We start from the raw sequence: 23683 nt of genomic DNA, 5'->3' as shown, positions 1-23683 counted from the left end.
AGCATGACGTACCGCGATCCCGCACCGGCCCTGAGAGGGCCGCGGATCGCGCATGCCCGCCGTCGGCCGCGCCGTACGCCGTCCTGGTGGCGCGACGTCGCCGGAGTGCTGTGCTGGGCGAGCGTGCTGGTCGTGGTGGCGCTGTGGGTGTCAGGACGCGGCTTGCAGTTGCTCGCGAGCGGGCCGGCTGACCTGTTCACGTCGCTCGGCAGGCTGTCCGGACTGGTCGCCGCGGACCTGTTGCTGGTGCAGGTGTTCCTGATGGCCAGGGTGCCGATGATCGAGCGGAGCTACGGTCAGGACGAGTTGGCGCGCCGCCACCGGCTGGTCGGTTTCTGGTCGTTCAATCTGCTGCTGGTGCACATCGCGTTGATCCTCATCGGGTACACCCTGCGCGATCACGACAACCTGCTGCGGGAGACGTGGAACGTTGTCACGACGTACGGCGGGATGCTGCTCGCGGCCGCGGCCAGCGTGGCACTGACGCTGGTCGTCGTCACGTCGGTCCGGGCGGCGCGGAAGGCGTTGCGGTACGAGTCGTGGCACCTGCTCCACCTGTACGCGTACATCGGCGTCGGGCTGTCGATACCGCACGAGATCTGGACCGGTGCGGACTTCACCACGTCGGCGGTGGCGCGGACGTACTGGTGGTCGGCGTACGGCGTCGCGCTCGCCGCGATCGTTCTGTATCGCGTCGCACTGCCGCTGTGGCGGACGCTGCGCTACGGGCTGACGGTGCGCGAGGTCGTGCGTGAGGCACCTGGCGTGGTGACGGTGCTGCTCGGCGGTCGTGGTCTGCATCGGATGCCGGTCCGGGCGGGGCAGTATTTCGTGTTCCGGTTCCTCGACGGTCCGGGTTGGTCGCGGGGCAATCCGTACTCGTTGTCGGCCTCGCCGGCGCCTGACCGGTTGCGGGTGACGGCGAAGGCGGCGGGTGACGGCAGCGGCCGGTTGGCGCGCCTGCGGCCCGGTACTCGCGTTGCCGTCGAGGGACCGTACGGTCGGTTGACGGCCGAGCGGAGGGTCACCGACCGGGTCGCGATGTTTGCCTGCGGCATCGGTATTACGCCGCTGCGGGCGTTGCTGGAGGAGCTCGAGTACCGGCCGGGCAACGCGGTTCTCGTCTACCGGGCGCACCGTGCCGCCGATCTGGTGTTCCGGGACGAACTCGACCAGTTGGCCGGTCGTCGCGGCATCACGGTGCACTACTTGCTCGGACCGCGGATCCGGAACCGGAGCTCGTGGTTGCCGGAGGGTCTCATGTCCTGGTCCGACGAGGACGCCCTGCGCCAGGTCGTGCCCGGAATCGAGCGGTACGACGTGTATGTCTGCGGTCCGGATCGGTGGATGGACGCGGTGTGCGCTGCCGCGGTGGCGAGCGGGTTGCCTGCGGCGCAGTTGCATCAGGAACGGTTCTCGTGATGAGAGGAGAGTTTGCGTGAGGCGCGGGATCAGACTGCTGATGACGGTGGCGACCACGGCAGTCGTCGCCGTCGCGCTCGGGGCGAGTGTGCGGACCCATTCGGCCGACGTGGGACCTGCGTCGGTCGGCTCCGAGCAGCCGAGGCCCACATCGACGGCACAATCCAGCCGCAGCGGGAGCCGGACCGTGCCGACGACCTCGCCGTCCTCGCAACCGACGACCTCGCCGTCCACGCGACCGAGCGTCTCGCCCTCGCCGCGTTCGAGCCGTCCGCCGGCGCCGCAGCGAAGTACCGCCACCCCCAAGAGCAGTTCCGTTGTCGCGGCCGGTGGTGTCGTGGACACGCAGTACGGGCCGGTGCAGGTCGAGGTGACGGTGCGCGGGGGACGGATCGTCGAGGCGCACACCTTGCAGCACCCGAGCGGTGACGGACAAACCGATCAGATCAACAGCTACGCGGTCCCGCAGCTCGATCACGAGGCGTTGGCCGCACAGAGCGCGCAGATCGACACCGTGTCCGGCGCGACCTTCACCTCGGATGGGTATCGCCAGTCGTTGCAATCAGCGCTCGATGCTGCCCATCGGGCAGGCGCGCGATGAACAGGCACTCCGAGCGGCTGCGACGTAACCTCGTGGCCGGCGGGAGTACCGGCGTACTGCTTGTGCTGCTGTTTCTCTTCCCGACGAGCCGCAACCACGTGGCGAGCACATCGGTGCCCACGGCAACACCCGGTGTCGTCAGCACGTCGCCCGGGTCGGGGGACCTGACGGTGAACGGTACGTCGGAAGGCACGCGGTACGGGCCGGTGCAGGTCCGGGTTGCGATCCGCGGGCATCGGCTGGTCGGGGTGACCGCGTTGGTGTACCCGTCGTCGGGTGGGCGTGATCGGGAGATCAGCTCGTTCGCGCTGCCGCAGTTGGAGCAGGAGGCGATCGCCGCACAGAGCGGGCGGATCGACACGGTGTCGGGGGCAACGTTCACCTCGGACGGGTACCGCCGTTCGCTGCAGTCGGCTCTGGACGCCGCGCACTTCCGGGCCGCGGGCTGACGCGTTCCAAGAATTCCCCAAGAACCCGCTGCCAGCCTGGCTGCTCCGAACCAGTACGAGTCGAAGGAACCTGATGCAGACAGTTAACGGTCTCCCGGCCCATGTGCTCCTTGTGCACGCCATCGTCGTCCTGCTCCCGCTGTCGGCGGCCGTTCTGGCGCTGACAGCGCTCTGGTCCGCGGCGAGACGACGGCTGGCCGGCCCGAACGCGGTCCTCTCACTGCTGGTCGTCGTACTGGTGCCGATCACAACCAGCGCCGGCGAATGGCTCGAACACCGCCTCTCACCGAATCCGCTCATCCACCGGCACGCCGAGCTCGGCGACACCGCGATCTACGCGGCGATCGGAGTGGCACTGATGGCGGTCGTCCTGTGGTGGCGTCAGCGCGAGAGCACCGGCCGGACGCCGGCCACACGCACCTTCCTCGCACCCACCTCGAACGCCCTCACCTCGACACTGACCGTCGTCGCCGTCCTCGTCTCAGCCGCCGCCGTGTACGACGTGGTCCGCATCGGCGACTCCGGCGCCAAGGCCAGCTGGAACAACTGGGCCGCACGCCCCTGACTGCCAACCATCCGCGAAGGTGAGGTGTAGAGCGAGCTGGATCGTCCAGAGGGCGAGTGTTGTGGCGGTCGTGATGGTCAGCAGCAGGGTGGGCGGGAACGCTAGCGCGAGGGTTGCGCAGACGACCGCAGGGAGGGCGAGGATCGGGGTGATCCAGCTGACGGCGGGCGGGTCGTGGTCGTCGGCTAGCAGCAAACTCGTCGCGCCGGTCATGAGGAGAGCGGCAGCGGCCATCGCGCGAGGGGAGAGCAGGTTGCCGGTGGCAAGGAACGCCAGGTAGAGGGCAACGAGTGCGCCGACGGGGATGCCGGCGGCGAGGTTGCGGCGGTTCGGCATGGTCGGGTCAGCCTCCGTGGGCGGTGGAGATGTCGCGGCCGTCCAAGGACGGTAGGGCAATGGCGACCAGCAGCGCGGATCCGGCGAGGAGCCAGAGGTAGCTGAGTTGGAGGCCGGCGCCGAGGGGGCCGTCGTGGAAGGCCTGGTGGATGGGGGAGTACGGCTGCCAGGACTCGAAGCGCGGCAGGATCAGGCCCGCGGCGTACACGACGTACGCCGCGGCGGCCGCTGCGGCGGAGACTCCGATCGCGGTGGTACGACGACCCGTGAGCGCGCCGACCGCCAAGGCGAGCAAGCCGTACTCGACGCCGAGCAGCGTCATCGCGAGAGCACCGCTGGCTGCGTCCGCCAGGGAGATGCCGAGATCGAAGACCACGCTGCCGAGAGTGGTCGCCGCGAACAGAGCGAGACCGAGGACCGCGATCGAGGATGCGAGCGCGAGAGCCTTGTCGAGAACGATCCGGGCGCCGGAGACCGGGGTGACCAGCAGCAGCTCGAGGGTGCCCGTTCCTCCTCGCCGGCTATCGTCCGCGCGCCGTGGCCGATCCCGTAGACCAGGAACAGACCCGGCAGCATGATCGTGAACAGCTCGGCGTTTAGGAAGCCGGTGCCGGTGGCCATCGCCTCGAGGTTGAAGAACTTCCGCAGCTGTTCGGGGAACGACTGGTACAGGTCCTTCACGTCCAGCATGTCGCGGACCGACGGCCACAGCGCAGACTCGAGCAGTACGAGAGCGACGATCGCGATCGACCAGCCGGTGAGTCCGCGGCGCGCGTCGTACAGCGACTTCAGATAGACGTTGCGGAACATGACCCTCACTCCTGGCCGTCGTAGTAGTCGAGGAACGTGGCCTCGAGATCGGTCTCGTGGCTGACTACGCTGGTCACGTCGTACGGCGCGACGGCCTTGATCAGCTCGGCCGTCGATCCCGAGACCACGACGTGCGCGATGCGACCGTCGATCGACAGCTCTTGAACACCCGGTACGGCCTGGATGCGGCCGCCCGGCGGTGGGCCGTCGAACGTGAGATCGAGCCGCCGCCTGGCGCGGTCCTTCAACGCCTGCACGGACTGCACGGTGACGAGTCGGCCGGCACGCAGGATCGCGACGACGTCGGCGACGGCCTCGACCTCGGACAGCACGTGCGAGGAGAGGAACACGGTCCGCCCGGCGTCCCCGGTCTCACGGAGCAGCTCGCGGAACTCGCGCTGCATCAGCGGATCCAGCCCGGTCGTCGGCTCGTCCAGGATCAGCAGGTCCGGGTCGTGCATGAAGGCCTGGACGATGCCGACCTTCTGCCGGTTGCCTCGCGACAACATGCCGATCCGGCGGTTGAGGTCCAGGTCGAACCGTTTGGCCAGCAGCTCGATCCGGTCCCGCGAGACTCCGCCGTACAGGTGGGCGAAGTAGTCGAGGTACTGTGCACCGGTCAGCTCGGGATACGCCACGAAATCGCCTGGCAGGTAGCCGATCTGCCGCTGCAAGGCGTCGTACTGGTCGGAGGCGTCGAACCCGAAGACGATCGCGGACCCGGCGGTCGGGCGGATGAGCCCGGCCAGCAAACGGATGGTGGTGGTCTTGCCGGCGCCGTTCGGCCCGAGGTACCCGAGGACAACCCCGGGCGGTACGTCGAGGTCCAGCCCGGCCAGAGCGGTCCGGTGACCGAAGCGCTTGGTCAGGTTGCGTGTCCTGATGACGTGGTCCATGTCAGAACTCCGGATGGTGGATGACGGCGACCGGGCAGTGCGAGTGGTAGAGCAGACCGCGGGCCACGGAGCCCATCCGCAACTCGGAGAATGCCGTCTGGCCGACCCCTCCTACGACGACCAGATCGGCATCCTTCGACTCACGGGCCAGCACCAGGACCGGGTGGTCGGTGACGCCACGATGCTGGACAGGGACGTTGGGGTACTTCGCGGTCCAGCCCTCGAGGGTTGCGGCCAGGAGATCGTCGGCGGCGTCGATCCATGGCTGCCGGCTCGAGTCGAACCAGTTGTTGGGGTCCGGGTAGTTCTCGCGCACGTCGATCGCATGGACACCGAGAATCTCGAGACCGGTCGCGTCGGCCAGTTCGAAGGCGAACCGCAGCGCGTCCTGACACTCCAGGGATCCGTCGACGCCGACCATGATGCGCCCGTACGGGGGCGCCGTCGGATCCCAGGTGTCGGGGACGACGACCAACGGGACCTGGGTCGCCAGCGCCGTACACGCCTGGGAGGTGGACCCGAGCACGAGCTCGGCGAAGCCGCCCATGCCGCGCCGGCCGACGACCAGTGCCTGGGACCGTTCGGCGAGCCGGAGAAGAACCTGTGCCGGATGCCCGTGGCGCAGTTCGAGTGAGGCATCCCGGAAGCCGATCCGCTCGAGTTCCTGGAGCGCGTCGTCGACTACCTCTGTGCCGTCGTCCGGTTCGGTCGGTGGCGGGCCGACGGGGACCGGGCGGTCGTTGTCCAGCACGTACACCGCGTGCAGCGGCGCTCCGTGCAACGCGGCGTACGACGCCGCCCAGGTGAGGGCGATCAGGCCGTCGCGGGATCCGTCAATCCCTACCAGGACAGGCAGTTCGGTGGACATGGGACCTCCCGGGGCTCGTACTCCTTGCACCTCCAGTCAAGCCGCGGGCACGTGCCGTCGGCAGGGCCGAAGGTCCCGCCGAACGGTGATGTTCGGCCGCTGTGACGGCCGGTCGGGCGGTCCAGAGTCGAAGGTGGAAAGTCTCGTCCAGGGAGGTTCGCAATGAAGGCATTGGTCTACAACGGTCCGGGTCAGCGGAGTTGGCACGAGGTGCCGGATCCCGTGATCCAGGATCCTGAGGACGCGATCGTTCGCGTCGACGCGGTGACGATCTGCGGTACCGATCTGCACATCCTGAAGGGCGACGTACCGACCGTGCAGCCGGGGCGGATCCTGGGACACGAGGCGGTCGGCACGATCACCGATGTCGGCAGCGGCGTCCGTGGCGTGGCGGTCGGGGACCGGGTGCTGATCTCCTGCATCACGTCCTGCGGGCGGTGTGAGTACTGCCGGCAGGGGCACTACGGACAGTGCCTCGGCGGAGGCGGCTGGATTCTCGGTCACCTGATCGACGGCACGCAGGCCGAGCAGGTCCGGGTTCCGTTCGCGGACCGGTCCGTGTACAAGCTGCCCGACAACGTCACCAACGAGGAAGCGGTGTTGCTGGCCGACATCCTGCCGACGTCGTTCGAGGTCGGCGTACTGAACGGCAAGGTCTCGCCGGGCGACACCGTGGTGATCGTGGGCGCGGGCCCGATCGGTCTGGCGGCGCTCGCGACGAGCAAGCTGTTCACGCCGTCGCGGGTCGTGGTCGTCGATGCGGCCGACTCGCGACGCAAGGCTGCGCTGGAGCGTGGTGCGGATCTGGCCATCGGGCCGGACGAAGACGTGGAGGCGACGGTTCGCGAGCTGACCGGCGGGCTGGGCGCGGACGTGGCGATCGAGGCGGTCGGCGTACCGGCCACTTTCGAGCTGTGCACCCGCGTCGTCCGTCCGGGCGGCACCGTCGCGAACGTCGGGGTGCACGGTGCGCCCGCGACACTCCACCTGGAAGACCTGTGGATCAAGAACGTCACCATCACGACCGGTCTGGTCGACACGTTCTCGACCCCCAGGCTGCTGTCGATGCTGGCCGCCGGCCGCCTCGAGCTGCCCGGCCTGATCACTCACCGGTTCGGCCTCGACGAGATGCAGGACGCGTACGACGTGTTCTCGGACCCGGCCACCACCGGTGCCTTGAAGGTCGCGATGTTCAGCGACCAGGGAATCGAGTAACCAATGGGGAAGCCGCGGTCCTCGAGTCCGCGGACCGCGGCTACCGTCTGACCCAGGCGGGTCACGCCAGTGCCATGCCTGGGACGCGCTTGCGGATGGCCTCCATCTCGGCCTCGTCGGAGATCCCCTGCCAGTCGTATCGCGGCGTGTACGGCGCTTCGAGGGCCCGTACGTCATCGTCGGTGAGCTCGACGTCCAACGACGCGACGGCCTCGTCGAGCTGGTGGATCGAGCCGGCGCCGACCAATGGTGCGGTGACGACCGGCTGGCGGCGTAGCCATGCGAGCGCGATCTGCGCGCGGCTCACGCCATGGCCGTCGGCACGCTCGCCGACCGCGTCGATGATCGCGCGGTTGGACGCCCTCTGCTCGGGCGAGTACAGCGTGTCCGCGTAGGCGCCGTCGGTCTCGGAGCGCGCCGTCGACCTGGCATCGTCCCAATCGCGGGCGAGGCGGCCGCGGGCAAGTGGTGACCAGATGATCGTGCCGACGCCTTCGTCCAGGCACAGTGGGATCATCTCGCGCTCCTCCTCACGTGCGAGCAGGTTGTAGTGGTCTTGCATGGACACGAACCGCGCCCAGCCGTGCTGCTTCTGCAGGTGCAGCGCCTTCGCGAACTCCCAGGCGTGCATCGACGACGCACCGAGGTACCGCACCTTGCCGACCTGCACGAGATCGCTGAGCGCCTCAAGAGTCTCCTCCCACGGGGTCGCGTGATCGTTGCGGTGGATCTGGTACAGGTCGACGTAGTCGGTCCCGAGGCGTTGCAACGAGTGGTCGACCTCGGTCATGATCGCCTTGCGGGACAGGCCGCGGCCGTTGGGGCCGGTGCGCATCGGATGGCGGAGCTTGGTCGCGATTACCACGTCGTCGCGGACGGCGAAGTCCTTGAGCGCGCGGCCGAGGATCTCCTCGCTGGACCCGTTCGAGTACATGTTGGCGGTGTCGAAGAAGTTGATCCCCGCCTCCAGCGCGTGCTGGATCAGCGGCCGCGCCTCGTCCTCGCCTTTCGACCACACTGGATGCCCTCGATCGGGCTCGCCGAAGGTCATGGCGCCGACCGCGATCGGTGACACGTCCAGGCCGGTCGTGCCGAGCTTGATGTATCGCATGGTGCTCCTCTAAGCTATGTGGAGAGTTCTCCAGATACGGTACTGGAGAGCTCTCCACTTAGCAAGGTGAGGTTTCTGTGGTTCGTTCGGACGCGCGTGAGAACCGGGAGCGCATCCTCGCGGCAGCCCGCGAGGCCTTCGCCGAGGACGGTGCCACCTCGATGAACCAGGTCGCGCAGCGCGCCGCGGTCGGGGCCGGCACCCTGTACCGCAACTTCCCGACCCGGGAGGCGCTGGTCCTGGCCGTCTATCAGGACGAGGTCGAACGGATCGTCGGCACCGTGCCGGGCCTGCTGGCTGAGACGGCGCCGCTCGAGGCGCTTCGGCTCTGGACGGCCGATCTTGTCGAGGCGATGCGCAGGAAGCACGGACTCGGCGACGCGCTCGACCCGACCGCGCACCAGGCAATCACCCAGCAGACCTACGGTCCGGTCCTTGCCGCGATCACCGAGATCCTGGACGCCGGCAAGAACGACGGCAGCATCCGCACCGACGCCGATCCCGGCGACTTCCTCCACCTCACCGGCGCGCTCTGGCGCGCCGCCCCGGGACCCGGGGACCGGTCGCCGCGCATGCTGGCCCTCATCCTCGACGGGCTCCGTGCCTGAAGCCGATCGGTTGGATGACTTCGATGCGGGTCCCGACGTCATCGCAGCTGGGCAGGTCGTGGTAGATCTCCCAGCTGTCTGCGGTGGCGACGGCGCCCTCGGCCTGCAGCCAGTCGTCGATGCCTTGGTGGACGAGAGTGAGTTTCTCGTCCGGGTCGGTGTGCCAGACGGCGAGGACGGGACCGCCGGGCAGCGTGGAGGGAACGACCACGCCGCTGTCCGCGATCGGTGCGGCGACCGGGAAGCCGGCCTCGGCCTCGATCACTCCGTCAGGAAGCGGGTGGCAGCGGGCGAACGGGTAGCCCGTCGGTGCGATGCCTTGATGCCTCAGATGGTCGGCGACCACCGCACAGGCCGACGGAACCCAGTCCGTCAACTGCTCGGGAACCAGTAGGGTCCGCCGAACTGCGGTTGGTTGCTCAGTGAGAGATCTGACCTGGGACATCGTTGCTCCGGCAATGATCACCGTGCGATCGCGATCGGGCAGTGGGTATGGTGCAGGACGCTCTGGCTGACCGAGCCGAGGAGCAGGCCGGTGAAGCCGCCGCGGCCACGCGTGCCGACAACGAGGAGATCAGCGGATTCGGACCGCCGCACGAGTGCCTGCGCTGCTGAGCCGGTGACCAGCTCGGTCGTCCACTTGACGTCCGGGTGGTCGGCGGCGGCGCCGGAGACGGACTCGGCGACCAGCAGCCGCGCTTCGTCCTGGATCTGTTTCTCGTCGAACTGCAGCATCGAGGCACCGTCGGCGTAGGTGAGGAACGGCGATGTCCACACATGCAGCGCGACGACCTGCGCGTGCCGGGACTCGGCCTGATCGAAGGCGAACTCGATGGCCTTCGCCGAAGCCTCGGACCCGTCGACCCCGACGAGTACGGTCTGCCCGTCGTGTGGCTGCGGTTCTCCATCGCGCGGGACGACGACGACCGGGCACTCGGCGTGAGTGGTGACCTGAACAGCTACCGAGCCCACCAGTAGTCCGCTCCAGCCGCCGAGTCCACGGGAACCGAGGACCACCAGCCGGGCGTCTTGCGTGCCGTCGAAGAGAACCTTCGGAGCGGAGCCGCCGACGAGACTGGTCTCGACTCGCAGACCGGGGTACTGGTCGCGGAGGCTCTGCGCCACCTCGTCGAGGCTCTTCTGCCGGGCGTTTCGCACCGCTTCGAGCGGTACGACGTGGCCCGGTGTGGGCCGCGTGATGATGACGAGCTCGAAAGCTTCGAGGATCCGGAGCGGCGCCATCGCGCGATCAGCTGCAGCGGCGGCCCAGTGCAGCGCCGACACGCTGCCGGGCGAACCGTCGTAGCCGATCACGATCGGAGCGGTTGGTGACGACATGACTTGCCTCCTGTGAGTTCAGAACCACTGATCGAAGGAATCGCGCCAGTCCATTCGGGACGTATGGCCGGCGGGCTGGGCGGGGTAGCCGATCCGGATCACCATCTGCGGCCAGGAGCGGTCGCCGATCAGTTCCCGGACCTGGGAGCGAGGTGCCAGGCGTTCAAGCACCTGGTTGAGGAACGAGGCCGTCAGGTCGTACGACGTGGCGACCAGCAACACCCGTTGGAGCGCGGCGCCGGCCTCGACCCAGCCGCTCTCGTCCTCGGCGATTGTGCTGAGGACAGCGATGACGGGGTGCGTCTCGTAGACGGCCTGGCTGCGATGGGTGCTGTCGAAGCCGACGGACAGGTCGCGGACCATGGCCCGGCGCACCGGCACCGGTCCGAGGGCGCTCTCCTGTACTCCGTCACCTGATCGGTCGCCACCGATCCAGTGCAGCCGTTCGTGCAGCCGATCCTCGTCGGTGAGATCTGCGGCGTCGGTCTGCGTCAGCAGCTTGTTGAGCGTTTCCTTCGCCGGCTGATCGAGCCAGTGCAGCCGCGCGCCTTCGGTGCGGGCTGCGTCGTCGAGTTGATCGCAGACGCGTGGCGGGATCGGGTGGTCGAGTAGCGGGCCGCGATATGTGTGCCGTGCGGTCATCTCGCCGTACAGCTTGCCGAGCTCCGGCACCGGCACCTTGCGGTCCGCAAGGAAGAGCCTCGCGGCCACCTCCGGGCGAGCGGGATCAGGAATCGCCACGAGGCGTGACTCGTGGCCGAGCATGGCGGCCGCGACCCGGACGTTGAAGGCGGCTGCGCCGATCGCGATCCGGGCAGCTCTGCCGGCCGGATCCTCGACGGGCAGCGTCCGCTCCTCGTCGAGCAGGACGTCGACGACCGGCCCGTGAACCTCGAATCGCCAGGGCTGCGTGTTGTGCATCGACGGCGCGTGTGCCGCAGCCGCGAGCAGGATGCTCACTTCGTCGTTGTTCATCAGCATTGGCACCTTCCGGACGGGCATTCCTTCGCCCTCCCACGATCTGCCCGCCCCGGCACGGCGGACAGCGCCATACGTCCCGGGACCTACGGGCCGTTCGGTCCTGAGAGTGAGGTGAGAAGGGCTCTGACCGTTGTGGCCGCGAGATCTGAGGATCGAGGTGTCGGAAACCACTGAAAGGACGACACCATGAGCACCACGCAGAACCGGCAGAACTTCAAGGCTCCGAGGATCGAGCCCGATGGTGATCGGTACCCGGTCATCACGACCGCGGCCGGCCGTGCGATCGCCGTACTGCGGATCGCCGTCGGCCTCGAGTTCTTGTGGGCCTTCGTCGACAAGGTCTTCGGTCTCGGCTATGCCACCCCGTCCGGCAAGGGCTGGATCGACGGCGGCGACCCGACGGCCGGATTCCTCGGCAAAGGAACCAGCGGCCCGATGGCCGACTTCTACCACTCGCTGGTCGGCGACTGGTGGGTCACCCCGCTGTTCATGATCGGTCTGGCCGGCATCGGCCTGGCGCTGACCCTCGGCATCGGAATCCGGATCGCCGCCGTCAGCGGCGTGTTCCTGTACCTGCTGATGTGGTCCGCGAACCTGCCGCCGCAGACCAACCCGGTCCTCGACGACCACATCCTCGGCGCCATCACCCTCGTCGTTCTCGCGCTAGTTGCTGCTGGCAACGTGTGGGGCTTCGGCAAGATCTGGAGTGGTCTCGCCATCGTCCGCAAGCACTCCTGGTTGCGGTGAGCACCATGCCCGTCAAGCCGGTCATCCACGTAGGAGTCGACAACTCCTGGCGTGACACCGGTGCCCTGGAGTGGGCCCTGCAGGAGTCTTTGCTCCGGCAGGAGCCCCTCCAGGCGGTGCATGTGATCGACGAACAGCTCCAGCGGGTGCCCGGATGGGAGCCCGACATCGTCGACGATGCCGCGATGGAGCTGGTGAACGAGGTCCAGAAGCATCTGGACGAAAGCTCAAGCATTCTGGACCACGGCGCCGATCTGATGGTCGGCCCGCCGGCCCGGACCCTGGCAGAGGCGGCGGCAGACAGCGAGATGCTGGTCGTGGGGCGTCGAGGGATGGGCGTGTTCAAGCGGCTCCTGATCGGCTCGACCTCGGAGGCGGTCACGACGCACGCGACCGTCCCGGTGGTGATCGTTCCGGAGCACTGGAAGCCGTCTGATCATGCTGGGCCGGTACTGGTCGCCCTCGACGACGCCGATGACCAGACCGCCGTGATGGAGTTCGCGATCGCCGCCGCCACCGAGCGACGGCTGCCGGTCCGGATGCTGCACGTCTGGGACATTCCGGCCGTCTTCAGTTGGGATGCGATGAATACCGCCGGCGTCAGCTCCGAATGGGCCGAGAACGCCAAGCGCCACTTCGACAACGTCGCCGTCGACTGGCACCGCAAGCACCCGGAGCTGACCATCCAGGTCGATGTCCGGCGCGGACACGTGGTCGACGGGGTGGTCACGGCCGCGGAGCAGTCCGACGCCCAGTTGCTGGTCGTCGGCACCCACCACCACACCCGGCTGGCGTCCTTCCTCCTCGGCTCTGTGACCCGAGGTGTCCTGCACCACGCGACGTGCCCGCTGGCCGTCGTCCCTGCGCAACTCTGAGGTGAGAAAGATGAGTGACTGGAACCGGACCGGACCTGTAGTGGTCGAAGTCGACGGAAGCGCGGAGAACCGTCGTGTGGTGGACTATGCGTCCGCTGAAGCGCTTCGCGTCGGTGCGGAGCTGGTGCTTGTCGCTCCGTATTCGGCGCACGGTTCGTATTCGCCGATGATGCCGGGGTACGCCCCGAAGTCGCCGGCCGAGCTGGCCGACGACGCGGTGCGGGCTGCGGTGGCACATGTCCGTCACCACGACGGGTACGCGACCGAGCTGGCCGCGGTCACCGAGGAGGGCTCGAGGCTACGGGTCCTCGCCCACGCGGCGCGGAACGCGCGGATGCTGGTGGTCGGACGATCGCGCAGCCGTGGTCCGCAGCGCCTGGTGCACACCCAGGCCAACCTGACGCTGGCCGCCCGTGCCGGCTGCCCGGTGGTCGTCGTACCGATGTCCTGGAAGCCATGCCTGGCCGACCGGAAGGTTGCCGTGGGCATCGATGGTACGACGTTGTCGACCGAGGCACTGGAGTTCGCCTTCGGCATCGCGGCCGGGCGTGAGGGCGACCTGATCGTCGTCCATGCCGGGGTACCGGCCGAGCGCGCCTTGTCCGACGACGATCCGGATTGCTCCTGGCTCAGCCGGGCGGACTACCTGTTATCGGAGACCCTGGCACCGTGGACCAGCCGGTTCCCGGACGTCAATGTCACGCGATTCCTGAGCAGTCGGCAGCCCGCGGCCGCTCTCGTGCACGAGAGCGGCGACGTCGGTCTGGTCGTTGTCGGCGCGCACAGCGGCGCGTTGTCGAACGATCCGGTCGCGCGGCGTTCGGTGGCCGCGATGACGTGCCCGATCGCGATCGTGCCCCACCACGTGACCGGTACCGAGCGGGCCGGCCGGCGCGCGCAGACCGCCGTACCCACACACTGATCGGAGGCAACACCATGTCCGGGACAGTTCGTGCGCTGATTGTGTACGAGTCCATGTTCGGCAACACCGAGCGGATCGCGCGGGCGATCCGCGACGGTCTGCGGCAGTACATGCCGGCCGAGACGGTCGCCGTGAATCGGGCGCCTGTCGCCGTACCCGAGGGGGTTCGGTTGCTGGTCGTCGGGGGACCGACGCACGCGTTCTCGATGAGCCGGCTGTCCACCCGCCAGGAGGCAGTCAAGCAGGGCGATCTGGTGACGCCGATCGAGGTCGGCATCCGCGAGTGGCTGGCGGCGCTGGAACCTGCCGGACGCGCGGATGCGCTGCGGGTGGCGACGTTCGATACCCGGATCGCCAAGGTACGCCGGTTGCCGGGCTCGGCGGCGCGCTCGGCGGCCAAGGTCCTGCGCCGGATGGGGTTCCGGCTGCTGAGTACCGACAGCTTCTTCGTGAACGAGACGACCGGTCCGATCCGCGACGTCGAGATCGAGCGGGCTCAGCAGTGGGGCGAGGAACTCGGCCAACAGCTGACCGGGTCGGCGAAGGTCGCATCATGATGCACTCAACGGCCGGTGCCGCGTTCTGGTCGGTGACGGTCCTGGTCCTGTGGCTCCTGGTGATGGGCGGCTCGGCGTGGGCCGCGGTCCGGCTGATCCGGCGTCCGCGGCGGCAGCTGCCGCCGAGCCTGCCATCGCCGCTGGAGATCCTCGAGCGCCGCTTCGCCGCCGGCGAGATCACCCGCGACGACTTCGACGAAGCCCGCGCCCGCCTCCGCGAGCACAATCTGGACCTCTGAACACCCCACTTTGAGAACCCACCGACCATTTTCGCCGAGGCGAAATGATCGGTGGGTTCTCAAAGTCGCGTTACCAGGAGCGGATGCGGCGGCCGGTGACGCGGTGGCGCTCGATGGCCAGGTAGGTGTCGCGGGTGCCGCCGGCCCAGGGCTCGACGCGGTTGCGAACTGCTTCGATCTCGAGGTCGACGGCGGGACGGACGGTGCCGTTGACCAGGACGCTCCAGCCGTCCTGCATGCCCTCGTCGACCAGGTCGAGCTCGAACGCGATCGGCTCCAGGTCGTACTGCGCGACCGCGCTGTCGGACGCCGTCCGGTCGGTGAGGAACTCGCGGGTGTTGAGAAACGATCGTTTCTCATGGTGTCCGATGCGAGGCAGGCCGCCGATAGCCCGCCTCTTGTTAGGCGTCCGCGCAACCAGCCGGGCTCCGCGACGGACAGCGTGTCAGACCGAGCCGAGTCAAAATCTGATTGGTTGCAGGTTCTCCAGTTTGGCGACCAGCACCTGGACAAGCTGGCGATGGTCGTTGCGCCGGTGCGCGGCATAGAACCGCACAGGAGGCGCATCAAGGAGACTGATCGGCTTGAGGTGCGCGGGCAACCGCTTACGGATCCGGTCGAGGCTGATCATCATGCCCGGGCTGTCGACGCTGTTCATGGCGCCCGAGAGGTCATTAGCACCCACCTCTAAGAGGCGCGCCTCGCGGCGGGGGCGGATGTCGCTCAACCAGAACGGATCCATGAACTCGGCGGGAGCTGCGGGATTGAAGACCATGAGCTCTTCGCAAAGTTGCTCGGCGCGCATGGCGCCGGCATCTGCCAGTGGGTGATGAGCATGAACCACACCGACGCGATTCGCTGTGACAGCCATGGGCGAGGATTCGACGCTGTTGTCCCGCACGGGATCAATGGTGAGCAGGACGTCGACATGTCCGTCACCAAGGCAGCCTCGCAGCGAGGGAAAGGGCACGTTGACGGGGACGATCCGAACATCAGGGTGCTCACGCCGGAGATTGCGTACAAGGTCACGCATCTTGATGATCTGCAAGAACTCTCCCGTGCCGGCCGGGACACCGACCCGCAGCGGTGAGGGCTTTGGTTCAGCCCGGGTGGCTATGACGACGTCTTGGGCGTGGCTCATGAGAGGAGCAGCGGCCTGGGCGAAGCGCAGTCCGGCGCGGGTGATGCCAGAGATGCCGCCGGGTCCACGTTCGATAAGTACCACGCCGAGCTGCTGTTCGAGCCGCTGTATGCGTTTGGTCAAGGCGGGACCGGTGACGTTCAATCGGGCGGCTGCTCGCCCGTAGTGCTCCTCGTCTATCAGGACTAGGAAGCTGGAGGCCAGCTCCAGATCTAGATCCATGCCTCACCCCCAAGGCCCGACGCCCCGCGCTCGATAGACGTCCTTCTATCAGTCTCTGACTGCTGTCAAGGCCCGATTCCTTTCTGGAACCGCCGCTATCTCGGTAGCTGCGTGGAAGCTGCACTGGTTACGGGTGCCCCTCAACCGAAACAAACAACTCAATGAGGAATCGGATCCAGCAATGCCCGCTATGGGAGTAGTCACATCACCGCGGTACGGCGTCGAGGGCCAGACCGACACCTTGTTGATCGGCAGCGACGGACAGCTGCACGTCGCCTGGGTCGGACCCGACGGCCGCTGGAGCAGACCCGCTGGGATCCGCGCGGCCGGCATTGCTGTCGCGGTCACGATCCTCTATCGGATCACGCTAAGAACTTCTTCATCATCGGCTGGAAGGATCGTGCGATCTCTCGCTTCACGCGGGATCGCTATCGAGGTCCCCCGGCGCCCGCCCCAGGTGACGATCACGAGGCTGGACATCAAGGAGAGATCATCATGGCATTCACACACGTCTTAGGTGACGAGGTCAGCATTTACGCCGCGGCAGTCGACGGTTCGCTGTTGTGGTACCGCGATGAATTGCACGACGGCACCAACGGCCCCCACGCGGAACGCGGATGGGCAGCCAACAGCGGAAACCACATCGGCGAAGGCTGGACCAACTTCAGGCACGTGATCTCCGGCGGCAACGGACTCATCTACGCCGTCACCGACAGCGGCGACCTGCTCTGGTACCGCGACGATCTGCGCGACGGCTCCAACGGCCCCCACGCAGAACGCGGATGGGCAGCCAACAGCGGAAACCACATCGGCGAAGGCTGGACCAACTTCAGGCACGTGATCTCCGGCGGCAACGGACTCATCTACGCCGTCACCGACAGCGGCGACCTGCTCTGGTACCGCGACGATCTGCGCGACGGCTCCAACGGCCCCCACGCAGAACGCGGATGGGCAGCCAACAGCGGAAACCACATCGGCGAAGGCTGGACCAACTTCAGGCACGTGATCTCCGGCGGCAACGGACTCATCTACGCCGTCACCGACAGCGGCGACCTGCTCTGGTACCGCGACGATCTGCGCGACGGCTCCAACGGCCCCCACGCAGAACGCGGATGGGCAGCCAACAGCGGAAACCACATCGGCCAAGGCTGGACCAACTTCGCCGCGCTCACGGCACCCGGAGACGGCAGTGGCATCATCTACGCGATCACCGATGCAGCCGATCTCCTGTGGTACCGCGACGATCTGCGCGACGGCACCAACGGCCCCCACGCAGAACGCGGATGGGCAGCCAACAGCGGAAACCACATCGGCCAAGGCTGGAGCATTAAGTGAACCTCCGCTCTCGCGGACCCCGCGCCGACGACGGGGTAGGCATCCCGACCTCCGAACCCGCTCGACCGACGGCGGGCGAACCAGTCTGTCGTCCTCGATCAGTGGGCCATCACTGCTTCAGCCGAGCGGACAGCATCGACCGGTTGCGCGGTGACATCTCCTCTGCCGGGCAGCGACGGCTTCGTCCTCGCGATCGGCTTCATCACGGTCACCTGGGGTCGGATAATGACCTTCCACCACATCGGCTGCTGCGCAAGGCGTTCGACGACACAGCCGACTGAAGCCGTGACGGCGGTCGCTCGATTTCCATTTCAAGGGCGTCGTCCCCTGCTTCACTCAGATTTCAAGAGGAATCAACATGCGACACGATATTCATAAATACATGGCTGAGAACAACTGGACGGCTCGTGAGGCTATAGACCACGCGCTCGGGCTCATGAATGCGGATCAAGTGACGCTGCCCGAAGTAGGGCTATTGATGGCAAGCGGTGCGCTCTACTTCACGTCGGGTACCTATGACATCAGTGGATCTATCGAATTGCCGCCGCATTGTGGAATTGACGGCGAAGGAATGACCAGCGTCCTGCAATTCACGGATGGAGGGATCAAATTTCCAGGCCTCCCCGATTCGAATTACGGCAATGACGCAAGCGTGAACGCGGTGAGTATATGCAACGTGAGCGAGCAGGCGAACCCCACTCTCTACGGGATCGAAATTCAAGGCGGAGCACGCTATCGGGTGACGAACTGCTGGATCATCGGCTTCCAGATCGGGATAATCCTCGACCAAGGTGAGCTAACCATCATCGAAAACGTCATGTTCGGCAATTCCTGCAACTGGTGTCCACCGGAAGAAAACATCGGCGTCCTCTTCAAGGCCCCGCCGCGTCCGCCGGCGACCATCGGAGGAGCCACCAACGCCAACTGGATACGGTACTGCCAGTTCAATGGACCGGCGACCCCGATCAGGCATGAAGGCGACGTCGCCAACGTGATCCAGTGTTGCACCTTTGTTTCCTCCGGGCCCTGCTATGTCAATGGCAACATGTGCAGCTTCCGAGATTGTTCCTGGGAGGACACGATCGGCGAGGCGGCGATCATCGCAGAGCACCCGGATGAGGTCCCATCGATTCAACTGGAGGTCAGCCGATGCCATATGAACGGTGACCATTCGTTCCTATGGTTCCGCGGGAAGACATCCTATGCGTTGTGGTTCTGCGGCAACATGGGGCAGACAGCTGCTTCTCCACTCCTTCGGATCGACGCGCTGCTTGTCGGTCCGGTCATCTGCCTGGGCAACACAAACCACGGCACAGGCCTCGTCGTCGGCGGCGACCACCCGAACGTGTTCGGCTCTGAAGCCGCCATATACGTATCGTCGGCCTACCTCGCCGGCGAGGCCCCCGACCCTGGCTACTGGGCTCGCGTAGGCACCGGAATCGGAACACTGCAGCCACAGGGACCACTCGATGTCCAGGGCACAGTAGTGACAATCCCTTAATCTCGCGCCCCGGAGCACCAACGTAGCGAGGAGCAGGTGGAATGGCGGGACGCTTGTGCTCCTCCATGCCACGTACTCCCACTACGTCGCACGTCAGGGCTTGCCGAGTGTGGTGACACGTTCCTTACCGTCACCCCTCGAAGGGCGGCTCGTCAGGCAACGGCCACTCAGTGTCGTCGAGTGTGGGGAGAGCAGCAGGCGGCAAGGGTTGCGTTGGGCACCGATCAGAACTTTGACGGGCTGGTGCGTTCCCTCGAGCAGTTGGTTGGCGGTTCGCGTCCGTTGCCGACGAGTGGGCCGATCTAGTGGCTGCCGTGCTCGATGGCATCCGGGGGTTCAGCTGACCGAGGATTGCCGAAGGTCCCGGGTGGCGCGAGACTGTGGTCCCTGGCGGGTAGCGTGGTGGGGGCGGGATGCTGGGGCGAGCGCTCGACCGGGTGGGTAGGGCGCGTGACGCCGAAGGGGACGGTGATGAGGATCAAGGTGTTCCTGCTCGACGACCACGAGGTGGTCCGCCTGGGACTGCACCAGTTGCTCGACGCAGAGCCGGACATCGAGGTGGTTGGTGATGCTGCGACGGCTGCGGAGGCGATCGCGCGGATCCCCGCCGTACGGCCTGATGTCGCCGTGCTTGATGTTCGGCTGCCCGACGGCGACGGCATCTCGGTCTGCCGCGAGGTCCGCTCGCAGATGGACGATCCGCCGGCCTGCCTGATGCTGACGTCATTCTCCGACGACGAGGCGCTGTTCACCGCGATCATGGCCGGTGCCGCCGGATACCTGCTGAAGCAGATCAACGGCCAGGCGCTCATCGACGCCGTACGCCGCCTTGCCGCAGGCGAATCACTGCTGGACCCCAGCATGACCGCCAAGGTCCTGGAACGTCTCCGTCACCCAACCGAAGCCGAGGACCCGAGGTACGCCACGCTGACCGAGCAGGAACGCCGCATCCTCGCCGAGATCGCCGAGGGCAAGACCAACCGCCAGATCGCCCAGTCCCTCTTCCTGGCCGAGAAGACCGTGAAGAACTACGTCTCCTCGCTGCTGCGCAAGCTGAACCTCGAACGCCGCACCGAAGCCGCTGTCTTCGCCATCGAGCACACGAAGAAGCATCCGCAGAGCTGACTCAGCCGAGGTAGTGACCGGCCGGCGGTCTCGCGGTCGGCCGATGCCAACTGCTGCGCTCCGTGGCGTCGAGGGCCGCGCTGATGTCGGCCGCCCAGGCGCGGATCTTGGCCCAGTCGCGGGAGTCGCCGGCCAGGTTGCCGGTGGCGAGATGGCGGGCCAGGAAGCCTTTGGCAGTCGCTTGTTCGAGGCGGCCGGGGAAGGTCACTGCGGGTGTCGCGCCGATCTCGTGTGCCAGGTGCCGGACGGCTGGTGGCATCGTCTCGTCCTGGTCCTTGTCGGGGCCGACAGGGCCGCTGTGGAAGAGCCAGACCTGGCGGGTGCGGAGCTCGTCGATGTGGTGCCGCAGGAACCGCACGGCGTCCTTCTGCCAGCGCCGGATGTAGAGCGCGCTGCCCAGGACGACCGCGTCGTACGGCTCGATGCCCCTCACGGTGGCGACGTCCAGGACATCGACATCGTGCCCGTGGGTGCGCAGCTCATCACCGATTGCCTCGGCGATTTCCGCGGTCGCGCCTGTCTTGCTGGCATAGGCGATCAGTACTTTCTTGGCCATCAGAGCCTCCTTCGATCGTTTCCAGCACACCAGCCGGCGCCTTCGTGGCGTCAGTGCCGAACGGCCTCGCTAAACGGGACGTTCGATCGCGGCGCGAGGAATCACGGCCACCGGGCAGGCGGCCTGGTGGAGCATGGTCTGGCTCACGGATCCGAGCAGCAGCCCTGCGAAACCTCCACGTCCGCGCGACCCGACCACGAGTAGCTGAGCATCGGCCGACCATTCGAGCAGCAGCTCCGACGGATGACCGGTCACCTCGACGAGGTCCGCGTCACGGGTGCGGGCGCGTACTCCGGCCAGGAGGTCGTGGTCGTCGTCCTCATCCTCGTCCAGGACCGCGACAATCCGGACGGGGAATTCATGTCGCCGCGCGTACTCGAGTCCGAACTCCACCGCGGCGTCGGCCGGCTGCGATCCGTCGTACCCGATGACGACATAGGTCCCGGCGAGCGAGTCCTCGGTGGGCCGTACGACGACGACCGGGCAGTGCGCGTGCGCGGACAGTTCGATGCCGGCCGAGCTGACGAGGAGGCCGAGCAGACGGCCGGTGACGCGGCTGCCGATCACGATCAGCTCCGCGGTCCGTGACTCAGCCAGCAGGACGGCGGAGGGGAAGCCGTCGACGCGACTCCCCACCACCGTGACTCCGGGCTCGAACTTCTGCGCCAGTTCGACGGCGTTGGCAACGATCTGATCTGCTTGCGCCCGCAATCCCGGCGCGACCTCGCTCGGACCGAGCGGCACCCGCAACTCCGCCCACACGAAGGCGTGCACCAGATGCAAGGCCGCGCCACGCGCCGCGGCCTCGAGCGCACCCCAGCGGATCGCGCTCTCACAGTCGGGCCTGCCGTCGATGCCGACGACAACTCGTTTGCTGGTCATGTCCGCGGCTCCCAGCGCCAGTTGCGGATCTCGGGAAGGTCCTCGCCGTGCTCGAGGATGTACTCGTGGTGCCGGGCCCGCTGGTCGATCAACCACTGGCGGACCTCCGCTGCGCGCTGGCCGAGACCTGGCACGCGGTCGATCACGTCGAGGGCCAGGTGGAACCGGTCGAGGTCATTGCGTACCACCATGTCGAACGGTGTCGTCGTGGTGCCTTCCTCCTTGTAGCCGCGCACATGCAAGTTGTGATGATTCGTCCGCCGGTACGTGAGCCGGTGGATCAGCCACGGGTAGCCGTGGTACGCGAAGATGATCGGCTTGTCGGTCGTGAACAATGCGTCGAAGTCCGCGTCCGGCAGTCCGTGCGGATGCTCGCTCGCCGGTTGCAGGCGCATCAGGTCGACCACGTTGACCACGCGAATCTTCAACGACTGCAGGTGCTCACGCAGCAGGCTCACGGCCGCGAGCGTCTCCAGAGTCGGTACGTCGCCCGCGCAGGCCATCACGACGTCCGGCGTACCGTCGTCGCTCGAGGCGAAATCCCAGATCCCGAGCCCGCGCGCGCAATGCAATGCGGCAGCTTCAGGGTCGAGCCAGTCGGCCTGCGGCTGCTTTCCGGCGACGATGACGTTGATGTAGTTCTGGCTGCGCAGGCAGTGGTCTGCCGTCGCCAGGAGCGTGTTCGTGTCCGGCGGCAGATAGACCCTGATGACCTCGGCCTTCTTGTTCACCACGTGGTCGATGAAGCCGGGATCCTGGTGGGAGAACCCGTTGTGGTCCTGCCGCCAGACATGCGAGGTGAGCAGGTAGTTCAATGACGGGATCGGTCGCCGCCAGGGGAGTGCGCGGGTGACTTTGAGCCACTTCGCGTGCTGGTTGACCATCGAGTCGACGAGGTGCACGAACGCCTCGTAGCAGGAGAACCAGCCGTGCCGGCCGGTCAGCAAGTATCCCTCCAGCCATCCTTGGCAGGTGTGCTCGCTGAGGATCTCCATGACCCGGCCGTCGACCGCGAGATGCTCGTCGGTCGGCAGCACCTCGGCGTTCCATGCCTTGCCGGTGACCTCGTAGAGCGCGTCCAGACGGTTGGACGCGGTCTCGTCGGGTCCGAAGACCCGGAAGTTCCGGTACGGCAGGTTGTTGCGCATCACGTCGCGGAGATAGTCACTTAGGACCCGGGTCGGCTCGTGGTCGGATTGCCCAGGGCTCTGGACGGGTACGGCGTAGCCCGCGATCGCGGGCAGATCGAGATCACGCCGGAGCAGCCCACCGTTGCTGTGCGGGCTCGACCCCATCCGGCGTTCGGCAGCAGGAACCTGTCGCAACAGCCTCTCCACTGGCCGGCCGGCTGCGTCGAACAGCTCCTCCGGACGATAGCTGTGCAGCCAGTCCTCGAGCATCCGCAGATGCTCCGGTGAGGTACGAACACCCGACAAAGGCACCTGGTGCGAGCGCCACGTCCCCTCGACGGGTACGCCGTCCACCTCGCGCGGACCGGTCCACCCCTTCGGAGTACGCAGCACGATCATCGGCCACGGGCGGCGTGGCGTGCCCTCTTGTCCGCGGGCCTCGGCCTGGATCGCGGCGATGTCGTCGAACGCCTGGTCCAGGGTGAGCGCGAGTGCCTGATGGACATGCTCGGGAACGTCGCCTTCGACCAGGTACGGACGGTAGCCGTAGCCCTCGAGCAGCCGGGTGAGTTCGTCGTCGCCGATCCGGGCGAGGACGGCCGGGTTGGCGATCTTGTACCCGTTGAGATGGAGGATCGGCAGTACGGCGCCGTCGGTCCGCGGATCGATGAACTTGTTGGAGTGCCACGACGTTGCCAGCGGACCGGTCTCGGCCTCGCCGTCGCCGATCACACAGGCGACCACCAGGTCAGGGTTGTCCAGGACCGCGCCGTACGCGTGGCTGAGCGAGTAGCCAAGCTCACCGCCCTCGTGGATCGAGCCGGGCAGCTCGGGTGCCACATGACTCGGAATGCCACCTGGAAACGAGAACTGGCGGAACAGCTTGGCCATCCCCGCCGCGTCCCGCGAGACGTCTGGATAGATGTCGCTGTAGCTGCCTTCGAGCCAGGTGTTGGCGGCGATGGCCGGCCCGCCGTGACCAGGGCCGATGACGTACATCATCGAGAGGTCCCGGCGCCGGATCATCCGGTTGAGGTGCGTGTACAGGATGTTGAGGCCAGGTGTCGTACCCCAGTGGCCGAGCAGGCGCGGCTTGATGTGCTCCGGCCGCAGCGGCTCGGTGAGCAGCGCGTTGCCGAGTAGATAGATCTGGCCGGCGGACAGATAGTTCGCGGCGCGCCAGTAGGCGTCGAGGTCAGTGACCTCGTCAGCGGACAAGGGTTTCCCGGTGAGCTCATGCATGGTTGCCAG

28 protein-coding genes are annotated in these 23683 nt (G+C 67.1%); 14 read left to right on the top strand and 14 right to left on the bottom strand.

Going from position 1 to position 23683, the window contains the following annotated elements:
• Positions 1 to 3 precede the first annotated feature (3 nt).
• The 4 genes from ACQPYH_RS28510 to ACQPYH_RS28495 all read left to right on the top strand — a co-directional run bounded on the left by ACQPYH_RS28510 (position 4) and on the right by ACQPYH_RS28495 (position 3037).
• Positions 4 to 1422: a ferredoxin reductase family protein gene (locus ACQPYH_RS28510; RefSeq protein WP_432877329.1), complete on the top strand. Its 1419-nt coding sequence runs from the start codon at positions 4 to 6 to the stop codon at positions 1420 to 1422.
• A gap of 16 nt (positions 1423 to 1438) precedes the next feature.
• A complete protein-coding gene (locus ACQPYH_RS28505; RefSeq protein ID WP_432877327.1) occupies positions 1439 to 2023 on the top strand; it encodes an FMN-binding protein in 585 nt (194 codons plus the stop codon).
• Positions 2020 to 2472, top strand: a complete 453-nt coding sequence (locus ACQPYH_RS28500; protein WP_432877325.1) for an FMN-binding protein — start codon at positions 2020 to 2022, stop codon at positions 2470 to 2472. Before ACQPYH_RS28505 ends, ACQPYH_RS28500 begins: the two co-directional genes overlap by 4 nt.
• Positions 2473 to 2545: 73 nt before the next feature.
• Positions 2546 to 3037: a DUF2231 domain-containing protein gene (locus ACQPYH_RS28495; protein ID WP_432877322.1), complete on the top strand. Its 492-nt coding sequence runs from the start codon at positions 2546 to 2548 to the stop codon at positions 3035 to 3037.
• Here the strand turns inward: ACQPYH_RS28495 and ACQPYH_RS28490 are convergent.
• From ACQPYH_RS28490 to ACQPYH_RS28470, 5 genes are read right to left on the bottom strand one after another with little or no spacing between them, the layout of a single operon-like run.
• Complete coding sequence (locus ACQPYH_RS28490) at positions 2954 to 3373, bottom strand: hypothetical protein (protein ID WP_432877320.1); 420 nt, start codon at positions 3371 to 3373, stop codon at positions 2954 to 2956. The two genes, ACQPYH_RS28495 and ACQPYH_RS28490, sit on opposite strands and share 84 nt — an antisense overlap.
• A 7-nt stretch (positions 3374 to 3380) precedes the next feature.
• Positions 3381 to 3749 carry a hypothetical protein gene (locus ACQPYH_RS28485; RefSeq protein ID WP_432877318.1) on the bottom strand — a complete coding sequence of 123 codons (369 nt, stop codon included), beginning with the start codon at positions 3747 to 3749 and terminating at the stop codon, positions 3381 to 3383.
• A complete protein-coding gene (locus tag ACQPYH_RS28480; protein ID WP_432877315.1) occupies positions 3692 to 4183 on the bottom strand; it encodes a hypothetical protein in 492 nt (163 codons plus the stop codon). The genes ACQPYH_RS28485 and ACQPYH_RS28480 overlap by 58 nt, the downstream gene beginning before the upstream one ends.
• A 5-nt stretch (positions 4184 to 4188) precedes the next feature.
• Complete coding sequence (locus ACQPYH_RS28475) at positions 4189 to 5079, bottom strand: ABC transporter ATP-binding protein (RefSeq protein WP_432877313.1); 891 nt, start codon at positions 5077 to 5079, stop codon at positions 4189 to 4191.
• A 1-nt stretch (position 5080) separates the two neighbouring features.
• Entirely contained in the window at positions 5081 to 5947 is an 867-nt protein-coding gene (locus ACQPYH_RS28470) for a universal stress protein (protein WP_432877310.1), read from the bottom strand.
• A 162-nt stretch (positions 5948 to 6109) separates the two neighbouring features.
• On the opposite strand from ACQPYH_RS28470, the gene ACQPYH_RS28465 reads away from it, so the two are divergent.
• Positions 6110 to 7162 carry a zinc-dependent alcohol dehydrogenase family protein gene (locus ACQPYH_RS28465; protein ID WP_432877307.1) on the top strand — a complete coding sequence of 351 codons (1053 nt, stop codon included), beginning with the start codon at positions 6110 to 6112 and terminating at the stop codon, positions 7160 to 7162.
• Between the two features lie 61 nt (positions 7163 to 7223).
• On the opposite strand, the gene ACQPYH_RS28460 is transcribed toward ACQPYH_RS28465, so the two are convergent.
• On the bottom strand, positions 7224 to 8273 hold the full coding sequence (locus ACQPYH_RS28460) for an aldo/keto reductase (RefSeq protein WP_432877304.1): 1050 nt from the start codon (positions 8271 to 8273) through the stop codon (positions 7224 to 7226).
• A 77-nt stretch (positions 8274 to 8350) separates the two neighbouring features.
• Between ACQPYH_RS28460 and ACQPYH_RS28455 the strand changes: the two genes are divergently transcribed.
• Positions 8351 to 8881 carry a TetR/AcrR family transcriptional regulator gene (locus ACQPYH_RS28455; RefSeq protein WP_432877301.1) on the top strand — a complete coding sequence of 177 codons (531 nt, stop codon included), beginning with the start codon at positions 8351 to 8353 and terminating at the stop codon, positions 8879 to 8881.
• Here ACQPYH_RS28455 and ACQPYH_RS28450 read toward each other — a convergent pair.
• From ACQPYH_RS28450 to ACQPYH_RS28440, 3 genes are all read right to left on the bottom strand, one after another.
• Positions 8856 to 9257, bottom strand: a complete 402-nt coding sequence (locus ACQPYH_RS28450; protein WP_432877299.1) for a hypothetical protein — start codon at positions 9255 to 9257, stop codon at positions 8856 to 8858. The genes ACQPYH_RS28455 and ACQPYH_RS28450 overlap by 26 nt on opposite strands.
• An 86-nt stretch (positions 9258 to 9343) precedes the next feature.
• Complete coding sequence (locus ACQPYH_RS28445) at positions 9344 to 10219, bottom strand: universal stress protein (RefSeq protein ID WP_432877296.1); 876 nt, start codon at positions 10217 to 10219, stop codon at positions 9344 to 9346.
• Positions 10220 to 10237: 18 nt separating this feature from the next.
• Positions 10238 to 11194 (bottom strand): Acg family FMN-binding oxidoreductase, encoded by a 957-nt coding sequence (locus ACQPYH_RS28440; protein ID WP_432877294.1) that lies wholly within the window; start codon positions 11192 to 11194, stop codon positions 10238 to 10240.
• A 192-nt stretch (positions 11195 to 11386) separates the two neighbouring features.
• On the opposite strand from ACQPYH_RS28440, the gene ACQPYH_RS28435 reads away from it, so the two are divergent.
• From ACQPYH_RS28435 to ACQPYH_RS28415, 5 genes are read left to right on the top strand one after another with little or no spacing between them, the layout of a single operon-like run.
• Positions 11387 to 11947 carry a hypothetical protein gene (locus ACQPYH_RS28435; protein WP_432877291.1) on the top strand — a complete coding sequence of 187 codons (561 nt, stop codon included), beginning with the start codon at positions 11387 to 11389 and terminating at the stop codon, positions 11945 to 11947.
• Positions 11948 to 11952: 5 nt separating this feature from the next.
• Positions 11953 to 12822 carry a universal stress protein gene (locus ACQPYH_RS28430; protein WP_432877289.1) on the top strand — a complete coding sequence of 290 codons (870 nt, stop codon included), beginning with the start codon at positions 11953 to 11955 and terminating at the stop codon, positions 12820 to 12822.
• A gap of 10 nt (positions 12823 to 12832) precedes the next feature.
• On the top strand, positions 12833 to 13744 hold the full coding sequence (locus tag ACQPYH_RS28425; RefSeq protein ID WP_432877286.1) for a universal stress protein: 912 nt from the start codon (positions 12833 to 12835) through the stop codon (positions 13742 to 13744).
• Between the two features lie 14 nt (positions 13745 to 13758).
• Positions 13759 to 14301 (top strand): flavodoxin family protein, encoded by a 543-nt coding sequence (locus ACQPYH_RS28420; RefSeq protein ID WP_432877283.1) that lies wholly within the window; start codon positions 13759 to 13761, stop codon positions 14299 to 14301.
• Positions 14298 to 14540 (top strand): SHOCT domain-containing protein, encoded by a 243-nt coding sequence (locus ACQPYH_RS28415; RefSeq protein ID WP_432877280.1) that lies wholly within the window; start codon positions 14298 to 14300, stop codon positions 14538 to 14540. The genes ACQPYH_RS28420 and ACQPYH_RS28415 overlap by 4 nt, the downstream gene beginning before the upstream one ends.
• A gap of 70 nt (positions 14541 to 14610) precedes the next feature.
• Here the strand turns inward: ACQPYH_RS28415 and ACQPYH_RS28410 are convergent, their stop codons facing one another.
• Complete coding sequence (locus ACQPYH_RS28410; RefSeq protein WP_432877278.1) at positions 14611 to 14778, bottom strand: hypothetical protein; 168 nt, start codon at positions 14776 to 14778, stop codon at positions 14611 to 14613.
• A gap of 222 nt (positions 14779 to 15000) precedes the next feature.
• Positions 15001 to 15903, bottom strand: a complete 903-nt coding sequence (locus ACQPYH_RS28405; RefSeq protein ID WP_432877275.1) for a LysR family transcriptional regulator — start codon at positions 15901 to 15903, stop codon at positions 15001 to 15003.
• A 495-nt stretch (positions 15904 to 16398) separates the two neighbouring features.
• Here ACQPYH_RS28405 and ACQPYH_RS28400 point away from each other — a divergent pair, with 495 nt between their 5' ends.
• The 3 genes from ACQPYH_RS28400 (at position 16399) to ACQPYH_RS28390 (ending at position 19864) form a co-directional block, all read left to right on the top strand.
• Complete coding sequence (locus ACQPYH_RS28400) at positions 16399 to 17238, top strand: tachylectin-related carbohydrate-binding protein (RefSeq protein ID WP_432877273.1); 840 nt, start codon at positions 16399 to 16401, stop codon at positions 17236 to 17238.
• 382 nt (positions 17239 to 17620) lie between these two features.
• The gene (locus tag ACQPYH_RS28395; protein ID WP_432877271.1) at positions 17621 to 18739 is read left to right on the top strand and encodes a hypothetical protein; all 1119 of its coding nucleotides are present in this window, start codon (positions 17621 to 17623) and stop codon (positions 18737 to 18739) included.
• 471 nt (positions 18740 to 19210) lie between these two features.
• Entirely contained in the window at positions 19211 to 19864 is a 654-nt protein-coding gene (locus tag ACQPYH_RS28390; protein WP_432877269.1) for a response regulator, read from the top strand.
• 1 nt (position 19865) lies between these two features.
• Here the strand turns inward: ACQPYH_RS28390 and ACQPYH_RS28385 are convergent, their stop codons facing one another.
• The 3 genes from ACQPYH_RS28385 to ACQPYH_RS28375 form a co-directional block, all read right to left on the bottom strand.
• Positions 19866 to 20420, bottom strand: a complete 555-nt coding sequence (locus ACQPYH_RS28385) for a flavodoxin domain-containing protein (protein ID WP_432877267.1) — start codon at positions 20418 to 20420, stop codon at positions 19866 to 19868.
• A gap of 69 nt (positions 20421 to 20489) precedes the next feature.
• On the bottom strand, positions 20490 to 21302 hold the full coding sequence (locus ACQPYH_RS28380) for a universal stress protein (RefSeq protein WP_432877265.1): 813 nt from the start codon (positions 21300 to 21302) through the stop codon (positions 20490 to 20492).
• Positions 21299 to 23674: a phosphoketolase family protein gene (locus tag ACQPYH_RS28375; protein WP_432877263.1), complete on the bottom strand. Its 2376-nt coding sequence runs from the start codon at positions 23672 to 23674 to the stop codon at positions 21299 to 21301. Before ACQPYH_RS28375 ends, ACQPYH_RS28380 begins: the two co-directional genes overlap by 4 nt.
• Positions 23675 to 23683: the final 9 nt, after the last annotated feature.

The sequence above is a fragment of the Kribbella sp. CA-245084 genome (genome assembly GCF_050942355.1).
Classification (GTDB): domain Bacteria; phylum Actinomycetota; class Actinomycetes; order Propionibacteriales; family Kribbellaceae; genus Kribbella.
This window is presented reverse-complemented; position numbering and strand designations above follow the sequence as displayed.

Coding starts and splice junctions, on each gene's coding strand:
- ACQPYH_RS28510 (WP_432877329.1), top strand. CDS start 4: ATGACGTACCGCGATCCCGCACCGGCCCTGAGAGGGCCGCGGATCGCG.
- ACQPYH_RS28500 (WP_432877325.1), top strand. CDS start 2,020: ATGAACAGGCACTCCGAGCGGCTGCGACGTAACCTCGTGGCCGGCGGG.
- ACQPYH_RS28495 (WP_432877322.1), top strand. CDS start 2,546: ATGCAGACAGTTAACGGTCTCCCGGCCCATGTGCTCCTTGTGCACGCC.
- ACQPYH_RS28490 (WP_432877320.1), bottom strand. CDS start 3,373: ATGCCGAACCGCCGCAACCTCGCCGCCGGCATCCCCGTCGGCGCACTC.
- ACQPYH_RS28480 (WP_432877315.1), bottom strand. CDS start 4,183: ATGTTCCGCAACGTCTATCTGAAGTCGCTGTACGACGCGCGCCGCGGA.
- ACQPYH_RS28475 (WP_432877313.1), bottom strand. CDS start 5,079: ATGGACCACGTCATCAGGACACGCAACCTGACCAAGCGCTTCGGTCAC.
- ACQPYH_RS28470 (WP_432877310.1), bottom strand. CDS start 5,947: ATGTCCACCGAACTGCCTGTCCTGGTAGGGATTGACGGATCCCGCGAC.
- ACQPYH_RS28465 (WP_432877307.1), top strand. CDS start 6,110: ATGAAGGCATTGGTCTACAACGGTCCGGGTCAGCGGAGTTGGCACGAG.
- ACQPYH_RS28460 (WP_432877304.1), bottom strand. CDS start 8,273: ATGCGATACATCAAGCTCGGCACGACCGGCCTGGACGTGTCACCGATC.
- ACQPYH_RS28445 (WP_432877296.1), bottom strand. CDS start 10,219: ATGTCGTCACCAACCGCTCCGATCGTGATCGGCTACGACGGTTCGCCC.
- ACQPYH_RS28440 (WP_432877294.1), bottom strand. CDS start 11,194: ATGAACAACGACGAAGTGAGCATCCTGCTCGCGGCTGCGGCACACGCG.
- ACQPYH_RS28435 (WP_432877291.1), top strand. CDS start 11,387: ATGAGCACCACGCAGAACCGGCAGAACTTCAAGGCTCCGAGGATCGAG.
- ACQPYH_RS28430 (WP_432877289.1), top strand. CDS start 11,953: ATGCCCGTCAAGCCGGTCATCCACGTAGGAGTCGACAACTCCTGGCGT.
- ACQPYH_RS28425 (WP_432877286.1), top strand. CDS start 12,833: ATGAGTGACTGGAACCGGACCGGACCTGTAGTGGTCGAAGTCGACGGA.
- ACQPYH_RS28420 (WP_432877283.1), top strand. CDS start 13,759: ATGTCCGGGACAGTTCGTGCGCTGATTGTGTACGAGTCCATGTTCGGC.
- ACQPYH_RS28415 (WP_432877280.1), top strand. CDS start 14,298: ATGATGCACTCAACGGCCGGTGCCGCGTTCTGGTCGGTGACGGTCCTG.
- ACQPYH_RS28410 (WP_432877278.1), bottom strand. CDS start 14,778: ATGCAGGACGGCTGGAGCGTCCTGGTCAACGGCACCGTCCGTCCCGCC.
- ACQPYH_RS28405 (WP_432877275.1), bottom strand. CDS start 15,903: ATGGATCTAGATCTGGAGCTGGCCTCCAGCTTCCTAGTCCTGATAGAC.
- ACQPYH_RS28400 (WP_432877273.1), top strand. CDS start 16,399: ATGGCATTCACACACGTCTTAGGTGACGAGGTCAGCATTTACGCCGCG.
- ACQPYH_RS28395 (WP_432877271.1), top strand. CDS start 17,621: ATGGCTGAGAACAACTGGACGGCTCGTGAGGCTATAGACCACGCGCTC.
- ACQPYH_RS28390 (WP_432877269.1), top strand. CDS start 19,211: ATGAGGATCAAGGTGTTCCTGCTCGACGACCACGAGGTGGTCCGCCTG.
- ACQPYH_RS28385 (WP_432877267.1), bottom strand. CDS start 20,420: ATGGCCAAGAAAGTACTGATCGCCTATGCCAGCAAGACAGGCGCGACC.
- ACQPYH_RS28380 (WP_432877265.1), bottom strand. CDS start 21,302: ATGACCAGCAAACGAGTTGTCGTCGGCATCGACGGCAGGCCCGACTGT.
- ACQPYH_RS28375 (WP_432877263.1), bottom strand. CDS start 23,674: ATGCATGAGCTCACCGGGAAACCCTTGTCCGCTGACGAGGTCACTGAC.